This is a genomic window from Mesorhizobium sp. M0166 (assembly GCF_040322255.1).
Classification (GTDB): Bacteria; Pseudomonadota; Alphaproteobacteria; order Rhizobiales; family Rhizobiaceae; genus Mesorhizobium.
Map to the genome: position 1 here is coordinate 1 of NZ_JAMYTD010000068.1, position 16,547 is coordinate 16,547.

9 protein-coding genes and 11 pseudogenes are annotated in these 16,547 nt (G+C 58.9%); 11 read left to right on the plus strand and 9 right to left on the minus strand.

Annotation, left to right across the window (positions count from 1 at the left end; genetic code table 11):
• Positions 1-44: 44 nt before the first annotated feature.
• Positions 45-1,045, minus strand: a pseudogene (locus NKJ46_RS33275) (IS110 family RNA-guided transposase).
• 45 nt (positions 1,046-1,090) lie between these two features.
• On the opposite strand from NKJ46_RS33275, the pseudogene NKJ46_RS33280 reads away from it, so the two are divergent.
• Positions 1,091-1,273: pseudogene (locus tag NKJ46_RS33280) on the plus strand (transposase); the annotation flags it as partial.
• A 248-nt stretch (positions 1,274-1,521) separates the two neighbouring features.
• Here the strand turns inward: NKJ46_RS33280 and NKJ46_RS33285 are convergent.
• Positions 1,522-2,547, minus strand: a complete 1,026-nt coding sequence (locus tag NKJ46_RS33285) for an IS110 family RNA-guided transposase (protein ID WP_352671414.1) — start codon at positions 2,545-2,547, stop codon at positions 1,522-1,524.
• A gap of 75 nt (positions 2,548-2,622) precedes the next feature.
• On the opposite strand from NKJ46_RS33285, the pseudogene NKJ46_RS33290 reads away from it, so the two are divergent.
• Positions 2,623-2,877: pseudogene (locus tag NKJ46_RS33290) on the plus strand (transposase); the annotation flags it as partial.
• A 184-nt stretch (positions 2,878-3,061) separates the two neighbouring features.
• Here NKJ46_RS33290 and dddP read toward each other — a convergent pair.
• From dddP to NKJ46_RS33305, 3 genes and pseudogenes are all read right to left on the minus strand, one after another.
• Positions 3,062-4,399, minus strand: a complete 1,338-nt coding sequence (gene dddP / locus NKJ46_RS33295; RefSeq protein WP_352671417.1) for a dimethylsulfonioproprionate lyase DddP — start codon at positions 4,397-4,399, stop codon at positions 3,062-3,064.
• A gap of 140 nt (positions 4,400-4,539) precedes the next feature.
• The gene (locus tag NKJ46_RS33300; protein WP_352671420.1) at positions 4,540-5,595 is read right to left on the minus strand and encodes an isopenicillin N synthase family dioxygenase; all 1,056 of its coding nucleotides are present in this window, start codon (positions 5,593-5,595) and stop codon (positions 4,540-4,542) included.
• Positions 5,596-6,373: 778 nt separating this feature from the next.
• Positions 6,374-6,893, minus strand: a pseudogene (locus NKJ46_RS33305) (transposase family protein); the annotation flags it as partial.
• 152 nt (positions 6,894-7,045) lie between these two features.
• On the opposite strand from NKJ46_RS33305, the gene NKJ46_RS33310 reads away from it, so the two are divergent.
• From NKJ46_RS33310 to NKJ46_RS33335, 6 genes and pseudogenes are all read left to right on the plus strand, one after another.
• The gene (locus NKJ46_RS33310) at positions 7,046-7,237 is read left to right on the plus strand and encodes an MFS transporter (RefSeq protein WP_352671423.1); all 192 of its coding nucleotides are present in this window, start codon (positions 7,046-7,048) and stop codon (positions 7,235-7,237) included.
• Between the two features lie 758 nt (positions 7,238-7,995).
• Positions 7,996-8,448, plus strand: coding sequence for an Lrp/AsnC family transcriptional regulator (locus tag NKJ46_RS33315; protein ID WP_352671425.1), 453 nt, complete (start codon positions 7,996-7,998; stop codon positions 8,446-8,448).
• A gap of 203 nt (positions 8,449-8,651) precedes the next feature.
• Positions 8,652-9,599: an aminotransferase class IV gene (locus NKJ46_RS33320; protein WP_352671427.1), complete on the plus strand. Its 948-nt coding sequence runs from the start codon at positions 8,652-8,654 to the stop codon at positions 9,597-9,599.
• A 69-nt stretch (positions 9,600-9,668) separates the two neighbouring features.
• A pseudogene (locus NKJ46_RS33325) lies at positions 9,669-10,418 on the plus strand (aminotransferase class I/II-fold pyridoxal phosphate-dependent enzyme); the annotation flags it as partial.
• A 340-nt stretch (positions 10,419-10,758) separates the two neighbouring features.
• A complete protein-coding gene (locus NKJ46_RS33330) occupies positions 10,759-12,156 on the plus strand; it encodes a CapA family protein (protein ID WP_352671430.1) in 1,398 nt (465 codons plus the stop codon).
• Between the two features lie 354 nt (positions 12,157-12,510).
• The gene (locus NKJ46_RS33335) at positions 12,511-12,639 is read left to right on the plus strand and encodes a M81 family metallopeptidase (protein ID WP_352671433.1); all 129 of its coding nucleotides are present in this window, start codon (positions 12,511-12,513) and stop codon (positions 12,637-12,639) included.
• A gap of 195 nt (positions 12,640-12,834) precedes the next feature.
• On the opposite strand, the pseudogene NKJ46_RS33340 reads toward NKJ46_RS33335, so the two are convergent.
• Positions 12,835-13,781, minus strand: a pseudogene (locus NKJ46_RS33340) (IS110 family RNA-guided transposase); the annotation flags it as partial.
• 11 nt (positions 13,782-13,792) lie between these two features.
• Between NKJ46_RS33340 and NKJ46_RS33345 the strand changes: the two are divergent.
• A pseudogene (locus NKJ46_RS33345) lies at positions 13,793-14,233 on the plus strand (IS110 family transposase); the annotation flags it as partial.
• Between the two features lie 145 nt (positions 14,234-14,378).
• Here NKJ46_RS33345 and NKJ46_RS33350 read toward each other — a convergent pair.
• Positions 14,379-14,480, minus strand: a pseudogene (locus tag NKJ46_RS33350) (transposase); the annotation flags it as partial.
• A gap of 10 nt (positions 14,481-14,490) precedes the next feature.
• Positions 14,491-14,652, minus strand: a complete 162-nt coding sequence (locus NKJ46_RS33355; RefSeq protein ID WP_167391251.1) for a hypothetical protein — start codon at positions 14,650-14,652, stop codon at positions 14,491-14,493.
• Here NKJ46_RS33355 and NKJ46_RS33360 point away from each other — a divergent pair.
• Positions 14,639-15,323 (plus strand): annotated as a pseudogene (locus NKJ46_RS33360) (IS256 family transposase); the annotation flags it as partial. The gene NKJ46_RS33355 and the pseudogene NKJ46_RS33360 overlap by 14 nt on opposite strands.
• 58 nt (positions 15,324-15,381) lie before the next feature.
• A pseudogene (locus tag NKJ46_RS33365) lies at positions 15,382-15,513 on the plus strand (IS110 family transposase); the annotation flags it as partial.
• A 685-nt stretch (positions 15,514-16,198) separates the two neighbouring features.
• Here NKJ46_RS33365 and NKJ46_RS33370 read toward each other — a convergent pair.
• A pseudogene (locus NKJ46_RS33370) lies at positions 16,199-16,334 on the minus strand (IS110 family RNA-guided transposase); the annotation flags it as partial.
• Positions 16,335-16,547 lie beyond the last annotated feature (213 nt).

The following is a 16,547-nucleotide window of genomic DNA, read 5'->3' on the forward strand; positions in this document are numbered from 1 at the left end:
CCGCTAAACACGGGGGCTGCGCGGCGGACACGCCGACGTCACAGCTACTGCCACGCCATTTTTGCAGAACTTGACGCACACAACTCGTTCTTGTTCGCCAGCGCCACGATCACCAACATCGGCGGTTTGCGCTCGAGCATCCGGCCGAGCCAGGATCCTCTAGGCACCCCTTTGCGCTTGGCCCACCGCACCACGGCGCTCGCTGCGATAATAAGGAGCCGCCTCAGTGTGCGCTCTCCCATCCGAGATGTTCGGCCCAGTCGTTCCTTGCGGCCCGTAGAGCGCTGAACCGGCGTTAATCCGGCCCAGGCAGCGAAGTCACGGCCCGATCGGAACGTCTCCGCTGGCGGCGCGAGCGCCTCTATCGCGGTGGCGATCAGGGGCCGATCCCAGGCACGCTCATCAGACGCCGAGTCGCGTCGTCGGCTTTGGCGCGGGCAGAGATCTCCGTATCCAGCGCGGCGATTTGGTTCTGCAGATGGCGCAACCCCTCGGCGAGGAGGGCAAGGCAGGAGCGAGCAGCTTCCGGCACACTCGATGTGGGATCCTCGATTTGAGCGATGAGGCGTCCGATATGGAAAGGTCCTTGCGGCGCGATCAGGCCGTATTCGGAAAGATGGCCGCGGATCGCGTTGATGAGTTGAGTGCGCTGGCCGACCAGGACATCACGGGTCCGGAAGATCACGGCGGAGGCCTGCTTGGCTTCGCTCTTCACAGCCACGAAGCGCATGGTCGGGCGCTGCGCCGCCTCGCAGATCGCCTCCGCATCGGACATGTCGTTCTTCTGCCGTTTGACGAAAGGCTTCACATAGGCGGGTGCGATCAGCCGCACGGTGTGGCCGAGCTTCCCGATCTCCCGACCCCAGTAGTGGGCACCCGGGCATGCCTCCATTGCCACCAAACACGGTGGTTGGGCGGCAAAGAAAGCCAGCACCTGGTCGCGCCGCAGCTTCCTGCGGAAGATGACCGCTCCGGCAGAGCTCGCTCCGTGTGCTTGAAAGACATTCTTGGCCAGATCCAGGCCGATGGTGCTAACTTCCGTCATGGGCGCCTCCTTTAAGTGGCTGAGAACACCTCCACTCTGGCACATCGATGCCGTCGGGGGCGTCCATCCCATCACTGGAAGACCACGACCTTCACCGGAGCGCTGCGGCTGACGGGCATGACTGCGCCCTTCGTCTACGACGGCGCCATGAACGGCAACGTGTTCCTGGCCTATGTCGAGCAGGTGCTGGTCCCTACATTGTCGGAGGGCGACGTAGTCGTCATGGACATGTGTGGACGCCCCCGTTGGTGCAAGAAGAATTTTTCGAAGAGCGCGGAGCGTGGTCAGGTGCTGACATGTGTCCGGCCTCTGTTGCGGCTGTCACATGCCGCGGGCCCGTATGGGAGTTCGCGGATCGGGTCCAATTCAACCTGGCGCGCTCAAGGCGCGTATCCATGATCTGGTTTTCCCGATCCCGTCTCGTTGACCGTTGCGTTCGACCTTCTCACACCATGGCAGCCCGCTCGAGGAGCGGACTATCCTGCTGTGGCCGGCGTTCGATAGGTTCCACCTTTGGCCATTAATGCCCACACGATGCGCGCCGTCTTGTTGGCCAAGGCGACGATGACCAGCATGGGTGGCTTGCGCTCAAGCATCCGCGAAAGCCACGGATCCCCGGTCGACCCCTTCCGCATGGCCCAGCGCACAGCGGCGCTGGCCCCAATGATCAGCAGCCGTCGCAGGGTTCGCTCGCCCATGCGGGATGTCTCGCCGAGCTTTTGCTTGCCGCCCGAAGAACGTTGCAGCGGCGTTAGTCCGAGCCATGCCGCGAAGTCCCGGCCTCTCTTGAAGGTCTGAGCGGACGGGGCCAACGCGGCAAGCGCCGTCGCGGTGATCGGTCCTATACCGGGAATCGTCATCAAGCGCTTGGCTTCCGCATCCTCTCTGGCGCGCCGGCCAATCTCTCGGTCGAGCTCGGCCACTCTCGCATCCAGCGACCGCAACTGCTCAACGAGTAAAGACAGGATCGGGCGGGCGGCTTCGGGGACAGTGGGGTCCATCTGCTCGATCGCCGTAACAAGTTTAGTGACGTGGAAGAGGCCTTGCGCATCCACAAGTCCAAATTCCGCAAGATGGCCGCGTATTGCATTGATCGTCTGGGTCCGCTGGCGAACCACAAGATCGCGGACGCGGAACACAACGGCCGCGGCCTGTTGCTCTTCGCTCTTCACCGCCACGAAACGCATGGTCGGCCTCTGGGCCGCTTCGCAGATCGCTTCCGCGTCGGCTGCATCATTCTTTTGCCGCTTGACGAAAGGCTTGACGTAGCCCGGAGCGATCAGCCGGACGCCATGACCCAGTTTCGCGATCTCCCGCGCCCAATAATGGCTGCCGGCACACGCCTCCATCGCCACCGTGCAAGCCGGCTGCTCAGCCAGGAACCGAAGCACGTGATCGCGGCGCAACTTTTTGCGGAACAGGGTGGCTCCCGACGTATCCGAGCCGTGCGCCTGAAACACGTTCTTCGTCAGGTCCAATCCGATTGTGTTAACTTCCAACATGGACGCCTCCGTTCAAGTGATGATCAACGACACCACTTTGGCACAGCGATGCCGTGAGGGGGCGTCCACCCCATCAACCTGCCCGCCCACAAGGCCGCCGGCGTGCGCGACGCGATTGAGGCCGCAGGCGCGAGCCTGCTCTACTTGCCGCCCTACAGTCCCGACTTCAATCCGATTGAGAACGCCTTCGCCAAACTCAAGGCGCTGCTGCGAGCAAAGGCCGAGAGAACCATCAAGGCTCTCTGGGACGCGGTCGGCGCGGTCGTCGACCTCTTCACCCCAGCCGAATGCGCCAACTACTTCAAAGCCGCAGGATATGAACCTGATTAAACAGGACGTGCTCTAGCTCCAGGAGGTAGGCTATGTTTTTGCGCGCAAAGTCGGCCAATGCTCTAGAATCTCCCCAGCGCTCGCGCCATTGTCCGGCTCCTGAGGGAAGCGTTGAATCAAAGCAGCGTCTGGCGTGACATCACAATCGCTTCGTCGACCAGCGGACGTGCCTAGCAGCCGTGCCTCAAGCTGTGCTCATCAAAGCTGGATCAAAAGGACATTTTGTGAGATTTTCGACGCCGTGCTCGGTTATCAGCACCTGCTCTTCTAGTTTAACGCCCTCGTGCCCGCCGACGGCGCCGACGTATGACTCTACGCACAGCGTCATCCCAGGTTCGAGCACATAGTCGAATGCTCCTGGGATGAAATCTTCAGGGTATAGGATGGCAGGGTATTCGTCGCAAAGGCCGATGCCGTGCATCATGACGCCATAGCGCTGCTCGACGAATTCCGCGGGGAGCCTGTGACTGCGTTCGGTGAGTTCCGTGAATGATAGGCCGGGTTTGAGCATGGCCATATTAGTCGTCATGTGCTCATAAGCTATCGTGTGGAGCCTTCGTTGCTCGTCACTCGGTCGGCCGTCGCCACAGTACCACGTGCGGGAGAAGTCCGCACACATGCCGTAAGGCCCAACAACATCGGTATCGAATGCGACAAGGTCACCTGTTCCAATCCGTCGTGGCCCAGCTTCCTGCAGCCACGGATTTGTACGAGGACCCGACGTGAGAAGCCGCGTTTCAATCCATTCGCCACCGCGGGCGATATTCTCAGCATGAAGAACAGACCACAATTCTGTCTCGGCCATACCTGGGCGCAATCGGTCGCGCATCTTGGAAACTGCAATCTCACAAGTAGCCAGCGAGCAGCGCATCGCGTTGATCTCGTCGATCCCCTTGACGGCCCGCGCATGCTCCATGAGTTGCATGCCGTTGCAGACTTCCACTCCGATTTCATCCAGAGCACGAAGGCCAGAAATTTCGATCTTGTCGACGGCAAGACGGCGGTTCTTGCCGCCGCTTCGGCGAAGGAGCTCGTCCACCTGCCCGGCGAAATCCTTGGCGATGGCCTCTCCTTCGTCCCCGGCGACAAAGTAGTAAAAGCCAGCCCCCCCTTCTCGGATTTCGTCGATGAGCGGGAGGTGCTCCGATAGCGAGCTACAGCCGCGAAGGTCCCAAAGAACGACATGCCCATCCGCCGACACGAAGACGGCGCGGGAAGTATTGTGCATGATCCAGATTTGCATGTTCGAAGAATCAGTAGCATATCGAATGTTCAGCGGATCGAAGCACAGGACTCCAGTATAATCGCGATGGCGGAGTTGGTGGATAATACGGTCTAGCCGCGTCTTACGCATGCGGTCCAGATTCGGCGGTGTAAGACCCAGGTCCGACCACTCAGCAAATGCTAGATCCGTCGGCCCAATCTCCACTCGATCGTTGTCGTCGATGCTCCCGTCGGGCTTTAGAGCACTTCCCCTTCGTGTCGGATCAATCTTGCGGTTCACGATAGAAAAAGAGGACATTGTTAGCGTTCCTTTTGCAACGTCACTTATTTACGCGCCTGGCATCGTCTGCAACTCAGGCGCGCTGAGGCCCGGCCGTGCGATCGGACCGGTAGCCAAGATCTTGGTACCCGCAGCGGAGTTCTTCAGTAGTTCGGACTCTAACGGGGTTCTATTCTGGATTCCCTTCTGGCGACTGGGAGCGGAGCGGTTCCATATCCGTTTCGTCCTCTCAGGTGAGGGAAGTGCTTGATGTATTTTCCGAGCTTGTATGCCCCGCAAGTGATCGGCGGGTATTGCGCCGGATTGGCCTCGGAAACGCAACTCTCCAAAGGCGCGAAGACAGCGTCAGGGTCGGCGTCGATAAAGAACGGAATCGAATAGCGTTCTCGCCCGGAAGTGTTCACCACTCGATGCAGGTTCGCGAGATAGACATCGTTGGTCAGCTTCTGCAGCAAATCTCCGATGTTGACGACGAAGGTATTAGGGATCGGCGTGCCCTCGACCCAGATCCCATTTCGGTTCATCACCTGAAGCCCTCCGACGCTATCCTGGGCGATAAAGCCTAGGTTGCCAAAGTCGGTGTGCGCTCCGATGCCTATGATCCTCTCGTCCACGAGCCCGGTTTGTGACGGATAGCGTTGCAACCGTTGAGTCGTAATGGGATTCTTCATTCTCGGCTCGAAGAAATCCGATGGAAGATCAAGGCTGATCGCTATGCCCCTCAGAATCTTTATCGATAGCTCCTTCATCGCCTCGTGATAGGTGAAAACAGCCTCCCTGAAACCGGGTAGGATGGCCGGCCACTGGTTGGGCCCAAAGAACGGGCTTTCGACACTCGGCCGTTCGGGGCCAATGTCGAAGCACTCTTTTAAGTCCTTAGTTTTTGACGGATCGGTATTTTCGCCGAATATCTCGATATAACCACGCAGCGCGACCCCGGAATTACTTATGTGCAATTTCATTTTTTCTTTTATGGGCAGATTAAAGAAAGCCCGGGCCTGCGCAAACGTGTCGTCCAGTAAATTCTCTGATATTCCGTGGTTCTTGATATACATGAAACCGACATTGCTTAGCGCCCATCGAAATTCCTTCGCCACGCTTGGTGCACCGGTTCCATCAAGCAAAGGGCCTACGTCAATAACTGGGAGTCTGTCGAATGTCTCGCGCTGGGCATGAAGCCTGTCGTCGAGCCGGACCAAATCTGATGTCGTCATTGAATTTCACCCATTTCTTAATAGCGCATTTTCGCAGCAGGGCTGCGCGTGGCGGAGGCAGATGCCCTCGAAGAGACTGGCTGCCGTTGGGCAGCAGCGAGCTCAACAGCGCTTCCGCTTTACGCGTCGCCTTTGAGCGCCGCTGGAACAAAGGCACCTCGGGCCCAGATACTTACTAGCGCAAGATCGTTCATCGTCGGCTCTCCCAAGGGTTGGGCTCGGATTTTCAGGACTAGTACTCTTCGACCCAAAGGTTGCCGGCCGGGTTGCGGCCGACACCGCGCATCTGCAAAGCAGGAGATGTGCAAACTTGGCCAAGACTAGCTCCTACGTCCGAGCGATCAAGATAAACATCGTTTCACCAAGGTGAAGTCTATGTAACGCTAAAAACAAATCCTTATTGTAGTCGTAGTAAGCTGTAAAAAAGGGCTGCTGCTCAATCCGAAAATAATTCGCAGGGCAATGGATACGAGGCGATGATCATCGGAGAGGCGAGCGGTTGAGATCCTACAGATCTGAGAGGCTGGTGGGTGCAGCCGAAACGGATAATTTGGGTAAGATTCGGTTTTCTAAGCCAACCTTGCGACCGCACTGGCGAGCCACCGCCACGACCGACGACGCGATGCTGCCGCTCTCGTTTCCAGCCGTTGGACGTAAGCCACGGCGGACTCATTACCTGGATGGGCGTGATGCTTCTGGCAGCCGAGCGACGCTTGCAACAGCCCGACAGGCTCGCCGCGGCGAGCCCCGATCCGCGCGATACAGGAGCGGTGATGCGTGCCATGGAGGTGGCTGCGCGAGCGCGGTGAGGATGGCTTGCCTGGCGGCGGGTAGGCTCGGTCGCGGGGGTGGACCAAGGATTCTTTTTTTCGCCCCCGCGCTTGTTTGAGGCGGCGAGATTCCAAGAAGGCGTAGGCGATCATCGTCATCAGCGCGTGCCGGTGCAGGCCCGTCCATGAGCGCCCCTCGAAGTGGTCGAGGCAAAGTTCCTCCTTGAGCTGCTGATGCGCCTGTTCGCAGACCCAGCGCGCCTTGATGGCGCCTGCGATCTGGTTGAGCGGGGTATCGGCGGGCAAGTTGGAAAGGTAGTATTTGCGCTCGCCGGTCGAGCGGTGCTCGCCGATCACCCAGACTTCCTCGACGGGCAGATGCTGAGTGGCCATGTCGCGGATGCCTGGGGTGGGCCATCTGCGACCCGGACACGGACGGCGGCGAAGCGCGCCGAGAGGCGGCCTTCCGGTGCCACGCCGCCAACCGACCGCGCGCCGTAGGGCTGTCTCCCGCAGATCGCGCGAGGAGCGCTTTTCGGTCTCGCGAGCATTTCCATCCTGGTTTTACTGTTCCGCTGGCGCTCCCTTGTTGGCTGCAGCCACCTGCCTCCTTCTCCCCATCCGGCAATGGAAAGAGGCTGACCAAGATGTGCTCCGAAACACCGTAACTCGCGCTCGAGGTGAAGGCGAGAAGCGGGCCCATCATTGTCAAGATCGAGTACTCCATAGCGGAGACAAACGTCGAAACTTTTCTGGACATGATGCGGCAAAGACGTCGAGTGCAAAGGCGCGTCGGTGCTCGGCACTGGAACTTGCAGCGCGATCTGCGGGAGCCGTCGCTTTGGACAGAGACATTCCGCACGCCCACTTGAATGGATTACCTTCGCCTGAGTCATCGTCTCGCAGCGGCGGACAACGAATTCGATCAGCGCCTCGTCGCGTTGCAGGTAGGAGAGCTTCCACCTTCCACCCGGCTTTCCATCGAGCGCCCGACCGGGGCGACGCGCAAACGGGATCAGTCGACAAGCTTCTTTTTTCGGCGCTGGCCCGATGCCGGCGGTCTCGCAGCGCGACCATGGCCTATGAAACACAAGCGGCGATTAACCGGATGGCTGAAATGTCGACAGCCTTGGATAGAAGCCGCAAGCTGCTCAAACCGCCGGAGCATAGGCCAAGAACAATGAGTGCTTGGCCAATCAGGCAGGATAGGCGAACGGGTCGTGGGCCCCGGCTGCCGCCTCGGCTTTCGGTGACGGCTTACCGCTCTCCTCGACATATCGAGACTTTCGGCCTGTCGCATGACGAGTTGATCGCCAGGGCATGGACGAGGATCGAAGACTAGTATCAACCAAGTAATCTGTTCACCCTAGATGTTGTGCAGTGCGGCCAGTGCGACGGCACGGCCACAGGCCGCTGAGATTTTCGCGGCCAAGCACGGGAGGGTCAACGCGCGGCGCTGGTGAGGCGCCGACTCGTGCTCACCGTCCTGCCGAAACGGCTCCAGCGGCAGCGGTTGATTCTTGCTGTCGGCTGGTCATATTGACGTAATTGTTTCATATTGCAGGAAAAAATGCAATGAGTGTAGCACGACTTTGGGCGAGCTTTAAAATGCAATCACGGGCATTGTTTCATGGATGACCTAGATCGAAGGATTCTGGCGGCTCTACAAAAGAACAACCGGCTCTCGTTTGCAGAACTGGCGGAATTCGTCGGGTCTTCAGCAGCGTCATGCATGCGTCGAGTGAACAGGCTGCGTTCCGATGGCGTGATCGTTGCGGACATCTCGCTGGTAGATCCGAAAGCTGTCGGCAAATCGCTCACCGTCGTTGTCACGGTTGAGTTGGACCGTGAGCGTCTTGACCTCGTCGATGATTTCAAGCGGGCGATGCGCGCGGCCAAAGAGGTTACCCAGTGCTACATGGTTACTGGCGACGCCGACTTTGTGCTGATCGTGGCCGTCGAGGACGTCGAGGGCTTTGACGTTTTCGTCAAGACAAAGCTCTATACCAACGCCAACGTCCGAAAATTTCGCAGCATGATCGCGCTCGACCGTGTGAAGTTCGAGCCGCGGGTAACGGTGTAGACTTCGACGGGCTGCGCTGAAGTCGTCACTCCGGGCCACGTTTTGAAACCGGCATTGCGCATCCAACATCAGATCGAGCTTTTTCGGCTAAACAACTGTGCGATGTAGAGGGCGCATTCTCTGCGCGACGACGGTGTGAGGTGCCCGGCCGCTTGACGCAGCCAAAGTAATCGTCCTGGTGCGAGGAAAAATTGGCGACCCTGATGACCCAGATCTTGCCTGATCTTCCAGCTGTAGACGGGCATTATGTTGATGACCGGCGTTATCCGCACGGGGCCGCTTTCATGGATGGCCAATACTTGCCAATGTCCGAGGCCAAAATCTCCGTGCTGGATTGGGGGTTCCTGCACTCGGATGCTACTTACGACACGGTGCACGTCTGGAATGGCAGGTTTTTCCGGTTAGATTTGCATCTTGACCGCTTCTTTGGGGGCGTGGAGCGGCTGCGAATGAAGCTGCCCTATGATCGTGAGAAAATAGAGACGATCCTGAGAAATTGTGTCACTTTGTCGGGGCACAGATCGGCATACGTGGAGATGATCTGCACGCGGGGTTCGTCGCCGACATTCAGCCGGGATCCCCGCCAGGCGGAAAACCGCTTTATCGCATTTGCTGTTCCGTTTGGGTCGGTCGCCAACGAAGAGCAGCTGGAAAGAGGCTTGCATGTGGCGATCAGCGAGACCGTCCGTATCCCGCCCAAATCCGTCGATCCCTCGATCAAGAATTATCATTGGCTCGATCTCGTGAAGGGCCTGTTCGATGCCTACGACAGCGGGGCGGAGACAGCGCTCCTCTTGGATACGAACGGGCACGTCGCGGAAGGGCCCGGCTTCAATGTGTTCGTTGTAAAGGACGGATCCTTGACGACGCCCGCTTTTGGGGTGTTGCCGGGTATCACGCGCCGGACTGTGTTCGAGCTTTGCGCCGAGATTGGATTGTCGGCCATGGCCGCTGATATCAGTCGTGCTGAGATCCGAGGAGCTGACGAGGTGTTCATCACCTCGACTGCCGGCGGCATTATGCCCGTGACGCGCATCGACGACGCCGCGATCTCTAATGGGCAGGTCGGATCCGTCACCCGCCGGCTTATGGATCTATACTGGCGAAAGCACGATGATCCAGCATGGTCGACTGCTGTCATCCACCCATGATCAGAAATGAGCCAATCAACAGCAACTTGGCGAGCGAACTCATTACGAGCAATGGAGCTGTCTTCACGCAATGGCACACAGCTTTCAAAGGCAAAGCGCTTTTGCTACGCCAACCATGATATGCAAGCTCTCCAAGAAGAGCTCAAAAGGCCGAAGGCAGCCGCTTAACGCTGATTGCCACCGACGGCGTCTTTTCCATGGACGGAATCATCGCCAATCTTGGCGGCATTTGCGATCTGCCCGACAAATACGGCGCGATGGTAATGGTCGACGACAGCCATGCTGTCGGCATCGTCGGCGGGCATGGGCCCGGCTCGGCGGAGCATTGCGGCGTCGAGGGCAAAGTGGACATCATCACTGGCACACTTGGCAAGGCGCTCGGCGGCGCCTGGGGCGGCTACACGGCAGGCAAGCGCGAGGTCATCGGCTGGCTTCGCCAGCGCACGCGGCCGTATCTCTTCTCCAATATGCTGATGCCCCCCCATCGCGGGGCGTCGCTGAAGGTGTTTGAGCTGATGGAACGAGGCGATGCTATTCGCCAAAAGGTCTATGCCAATGCCCACCGCTTCCGCTCGAAGATGCCGGAGGCGGGCTTCACATTGTCTGGCGCGGACCACCCAATTATCCCTTTGCTGTTGGGCGACGCAAGCCTTGCGCAGCAGATGGCCGAGAAGATGCTCCAGCGGCATCTATGTGATCGGTTTTTCCTTCCCCGTCGTGCCGAAGGGGCGGGCGCGCATTCGCACGCAGATGTCTGCTGCACATTCGACTACGGATATAGACCGGGCCGTCGAGGCCTTCACGGAGGTAGGTAGGGATTGGGAGCCATCCGACATGTCCAACATGAGAAACCCCATTCGCAGGCACCAGATGGATAGCCGAAACGAGCAGTCCGCTTCGTTAGTCTGGGTGATGGCCCAAACAAGCTGCACTGGTTTATCCGTCCGGAGAGCAAAATGCGCAGGACTGTTGTCATCGGGGCCGGCATCACCGGTCTCGACTACGTATACCCTCTTCCTGCTTCTCAGGCTCGCGCCCGACTATCCGGCAGACATCATTGCCGGCTCTGCCACGACTTCATTGTGGCCTGTCATGGAGGTATCGGAAAGCGCAAGCACAGCGACAGCAAAATGGGCATCCGAGACAGATAGGAAATCATATGAAGCGAGATTCACCCGAGAATGGAAAGCAGCCGAACCAACAGACTGCTGGTTTTGATACGGTTGGTTCGATCGCGACCAACGTCGAAGACGGCTTCACAATGGCAGCGGTTGGGGATCTTCTCTTTGCGCGCCCAGTGACGAAGGGCCATTATCCTGGCTTAGTCGATGTTCTCAGGATCTTCCATGGGGCCGATGTCGGTTTCGGGAACTTGGAAACCAACATCCTGGATGTTCAATCCAAAGGATGCCCGCAGGCTGAGTACGGTGGAGCGTATTGCATCAGCGACCCGCAGCTCGGATCTGATTTGAGGGCCATGGGCTTCAATATGGTCAGTCGCGCGAATAACCATACGCTCGACTGGGGCCTTGAAGGCATGCGCGAGACGAGCCGGGCGCTCGATGAAAACGGCATCATCCATGCAGGCGCAGGCGAAAACTTGGCACAAGCTGGAGCCGCGCGATTCCTGGAAACTCCGCGCGGAAGGGTAGCTTTGGTGTCATTTGCTACGACGTTCATGCCGATGGCTCGTGCGTGCGATCCCGCTGGCGAGGCGCCAGGCAGACCAGGGCTCAACGCCCTTCGTTTGGAGAAGAGCATCGTTGTTCCGCCGGAGATGCTCAAGAGCTTGAGAGAGGTGCGCGAAGCGCTACCCGGCTACAACCCCGCTGGCAAAGATCCAAGCCGCGTAGTCCTCGGCGAAGTGACGTACAAAGCTGGCAACAGAGTGAATTACAGCTTCGAGCCCAACTCGCGTGACATCCGCGATATCCTGCGCAACATTCGTCGGGGTAAACAGATCTCCGACTTCTGCATCGCCACGAATCATGAGCACGAGCCCGGTGTCTGGAGCCAAGAACCGCCTGACTACGAACAGGCGTTTGCCCGAAGGCTTATCGATGCCGGGGCGGACGCATACGTCGTGCATGGACCTCATCAGCTGAGAGGCATAGAAATCTACAAAGGTCGGCCTATCTTTTACAGCTTGGGTAATTTCTTTTGTCAGGACCTACGGACGCCAGTAGGCGATGACATGTACGAGGTATACGGCAAGGATCCGAGGGTCAATACAGACGCCGAAGTCACGGTCGACGAGGTGGCAAAAGGATATCCGACTGCGGAAGGATTAGTAGGGTCGCAGTCTGATGAAGTCTTCTATCAGAGCGTGGTAACCATTAGCCGCTTTGAGCAGAACCAACTCGCTGAATTGCGGCTCCATCCGATCGAGCTCCGCCGCTTGAACAGATTTGCGAACCGCGGTGTACCGCGGCTAGCACCCGCACCGCTAGCGGTAGCTATTCTGGAACGACTACAGAAGCTCTCGCAGCCGTTTGGCACCAAAATTGAGATCGAGAATGGCGTTGGATTGATCCGGCTGCCGCCTAGATCGGCCTAACGAGGCATATTAAGATGGCTTCGCCGCAGCGTGTTGATCGGCGAACCAAAACGTTGAGCATTGGATCGTGATAAGCCCTGGTCTCTAACAGGTGATCCACCTGTTGTCCCGAGCCCAATTGCCGAGCCTTCCCGTTGCAACCGAAGCCACTTTCATGAACTACCGCATCCTCACTGGCTGCATCTCTAACAGGCAAACACCTTGAAAAAAACCCCGCGCTCGAGCATTTCCGACCGACATTGCTGCTAGGAGACGAGGTTCCACGGGCGCGGCGCGACGCGGCACGCGCACTTCGGACGCTGACAAATCGTTTGAGCAGCTCTGTGCCTGGTTCCTTGCAGGCGAGGGCGAGCAATGGTTGCTGAGACCTATGGAGGGGAGATCCGGGATCGCTTGCGCGAAATCTTTGGGCCCTTCATGCCGACAGTCGTAACGCTTGAACTGCACGCCAACGTTACGGAGAAGATGGCGGCGAATGCCTAGATGATCCCAGGCTCACATGACGATGCCGAGGTCAAGAGGTGTGTTAAGGCGGCATCGGGTTGCTCCAATGGCGGCGGAATCCAGAGCTAGGCCCGATTTGCGTGCGGCATTCGAGCCAGCTGGGATCTCGGTTCGCCTTCCGGATCCGCCGAGACTGATCAGGTCTCGATGGATAGGTGTTTCGGTGTGGTCTCGTCAGACAGCCTTCATGAGGGCACCGTCGATGACGACGCCCGCGGTCACGTATTTCCACAGCGCCACGAGCAGCTTACGTGCAAGAGCGACGATGATTGTCTTGAGCCGCCCCTGACTGCGCAGCACGGCCTCGTGGAACCAGCGGGTAAGCGCTGAACCCGGTTGATTGCGAAGCCACAGCCAAGCCAACTCGATCATCGTCGTTCGCAGCCGGGGGTTGCCGGCCTTCTAGAAGCCTTGCTCGTGCTGGACCGATCCGCTCTGCCAGGGTGTCGGCGCGAGCCCTGCATGGGCCGCGACCTGACGACGATTATCGAAGTGCCGGAACAGCCCTTCCGTATAGAGGATGGCCGCATACTCGGGCCCGATACCTTTGAGGTCGAGCAATGTCGCTGCTGGAGTTTCGGCGACCTCGATTTGCCAGCAGAGCATCGCGCTCGGCCTGCATCACTTTGATCTGGGCTATCACCAGTTCGAGCCGGTCGAGTTCGCGACGGATTGCGCCTTCAGATGTTCAGGCAGCGCGCGGCCGTCGGCGGTCCTCAGTTCCTCAAGGCGGTGTCGCCGGTCACGCCGCAGTGGCTCGTAGACTGTGATGCCTTGGGCAAACAGCAGGCCCTTGATCCGGTTGACATGGCACGTTCGCTCACCAATCAGAATCTTGCGTTCCCGGCAGACACGACGACGGTCCTCCTCCTTGACGCTCGGTATTTTAACATCGCACATATGCGCGCCTCGCCCCGTTTGTAGGCGAGCAGCGCGCGCACCAAAGCCTCACCATCGATTTTGTCGGTCTTGGCACGCCGCCGCCGGCGCGACGTAGCAATCGAAGCGGCGTCGACGACATGGCTTTCGATCCCCTCGGCCTCCAAGATTCGATGAATCCAGAAGCCGTCGAGACCCGCCTCTTGAATGACAACAAGCGCAAAGTGCCGGCTGGTGCGCGCTTGTCTCGAAACTGAAGATTTCTGTAGCCGGCGCGGATGGCGAGCGGGGTGGTGAGGTAAGGTTTTTCGGGGACGGTGTCAACCATCGTGCAAAAGCTGTTCAAGCGACGAGCAAAGCTCCACTTCTGTTACGAGGCAGGGCCGACAGGATACGAACTCTACCGTCAGCTCACCGAGATGGGCCATGATTGTGTGGTGGTGGCACCGGCACTAATTCCCAAGCGTTCCCGAGATCGAGTGAAGACCAACCGGCGCGATGCGGTCAGCTTGGCACGGTTACATCGTGCGGGTGAGCTGACAGCGGTTTGGGTGCCGGACCGCGGGCATGAGGCTATGCGCGATCTCGTGCGGGCCTCGAGCATCCGGCGCACTTCATCGTGCCCAAGGAATACTGCCAGGCAATCGAGGATGCCGAGGTGCAGCTTCAGTCGTTCCTCCTTCGACATGGCCGCATCTATTCGGGCCGCTCATCCTGGTCGCTGGCGCATATGCGGTGGATATCGACTCTGAAGTTTCGGTAGGCCTTCCAACTGCGCTTGCTTGGTTGACTTACCCGCGCAGGGAAAGCTGACGCGCCCGCTTTTGAGCCTCCTGTGAGCGGTAAGCCCATGCGCCTTCGATCAGCATGCGACGGGCCCGAGAGTTCCCGGCCTTAGTGATCCCACCACGTTTGACATGTTCACCTGTCGAGCTCTCTGAGGTCGCGTCCCTACAGGTGGTGTAGCTCGGCGGTAGCGAAGCCGCTCGCGAGCGCGCCCTCGATAGCGCTGTAGCGAGCGAGCGGCTTTGCGGTGGTCATCGACAGTTCGCCGGTAAGGTCGGGTTGCTGACACCAACCTGATTCGAAGGAACCATCGATGACCGACGACATGATGAATCTGCGCACGCTCGTGGAGAAGACTCCGGATTCCGATCTCTTGCGCGAGATGATTGGCTTTGCCGCCGAGCGGCTGATGGAGCTGGAGGTTGGCGCCGCCACCGGCGCCGGCTATGGGGAGAAGAACCCGTTGCGCACGGGCCAGAGCAACGGCTATCGCGAGCGCGACTGGGAGACGCGGGCCGGCACCGTCGAGCTGCGCATCCCCAAGCTCAGGAAGGGCTCCTATTTCCCCGGTTTCCTAGAACCGCGCCGCATGGCCGAGAAGGCGCTGACCGCCGTCATCCAGGAAGCCTATGTGCAAGGCATCTCGACACGCTCGGTCGACGACCTGGTCAAGGGCATGGGCATGAGCGGCATCTCCAAAAGCCAGGTCAGCCGGCTGTGCGAAGAGATCGACGGCAAGGTCAAAGCGTTCCTTGAAAGACCCATCGAGGGCGACTGGCCATATCTGTGGATCGACGCCACCTACCTGAAGGTGCGCCGCGGCGGCCGCATCGTCTCGGTCGCCGTCATCATCGCTGTCGGCGTCAACGCGGACGGCCGGCGCGAGGTGCTGGGCATGGAGGTCGGCACGTCTGAGGCCGAGCCGATCTGGACGGAGTTCCTGCGCAAGCTGACCCGCCGCGGGCCTGCGCGGCGTCAAGCTCGTCGTCTCCGATGCAGGAGCCATCGTCCAGGATTTGACAGTCTCCAAGATCAGATCGGTCAGACGCTTCAAGCGTCTGCTCTCGCTATCGAAAAATGCTCCCCGCGGGGAAGCACAAGGCCATCGCGATCACCGCGATCGCTAGAGAAATGGGGGCCTTCCTCTGGGCTATCGGTCAGGAAGTGCAACCAGCTCACCACGCTTAGCCAAGCACCGCATATCGCGCGCATTAGAAAGAGGAAAAAAGTTCGACATCTGTTGATGCCCAATGTTGGAGGCAGGGCCCCGGTCGGGGAATCTTCGATGGAACTGAGTGGCAGACTACGTCGATGCCCGTGCTTAGTCTAGATAGAAGCAGCCCCAGGCGTACACACGGAAATGCGGTATCCAACCCGCGTATAAGAGTTTGCAAACCGTCGTCTTGAGGTCCTGCCTCCTACATTGCGCATTAGCTACATTACGCAGGACCAGCCATTATTGGCGGGATGAACAGTCGTGGCCACGCCGCTTGCATTTGAACATAAGAGTTCCAAAGAAACGAAGATCGCGCCAAGGTCGGTGCGGATAGCGGCAGGGGCCGCAGATAGATCGGGTAGAACATGCATGATTGGCCTCCACAGAGTTGTTGGTCAGCAACCCACTCTGCCAGAGCGCAGGTCGCTATCCACCACGAGTCATGGGATCTTTGATGGGGATTCTTTAACCTCCGAATCAAAGGAGGCGCTATGGGCCAGGTTCTTCACGGGAGCGCAACGACGACAGAGGCGGTCCGTCGAGCGATACAGCAGAGTCATGTCTGGACGGCGCCCCCGGATCAAGGGTGGTTTCGGCGATGGGACGATCGCGGGGTGCGGTCATGTCTCCGGCGCCCGATGCGGGTCAGATTCTATGCGGGTTCTTCAATGCCTCAGCCAGATCGTCCGGATGACTCGCAACCTTCAGCTCTCGGCAAATTCGGCCCCCTTCATCTCCGAATGCAAACCGTATGCTTTTTCACCGAGACATCCAGTCCGGCATAATGCTTCATGCTGCGCTTCCTTTTGTGATGCTTGTGGCTGTCCACACGGACCACGTTTTATCATCAGCTCGAAGCGGCAGCACCTCAAAACTACCCGTTGAAGGCGTGGGGCAGAGCCGAATACCCCATCTAAACATCTAGTCTAGTTTCCGTCCACAAACGCCCATTTTGGTGAGCGTTTACAGAGGTTTGCCGCAGGAAGAAACGTCGTTTGCGGTACCG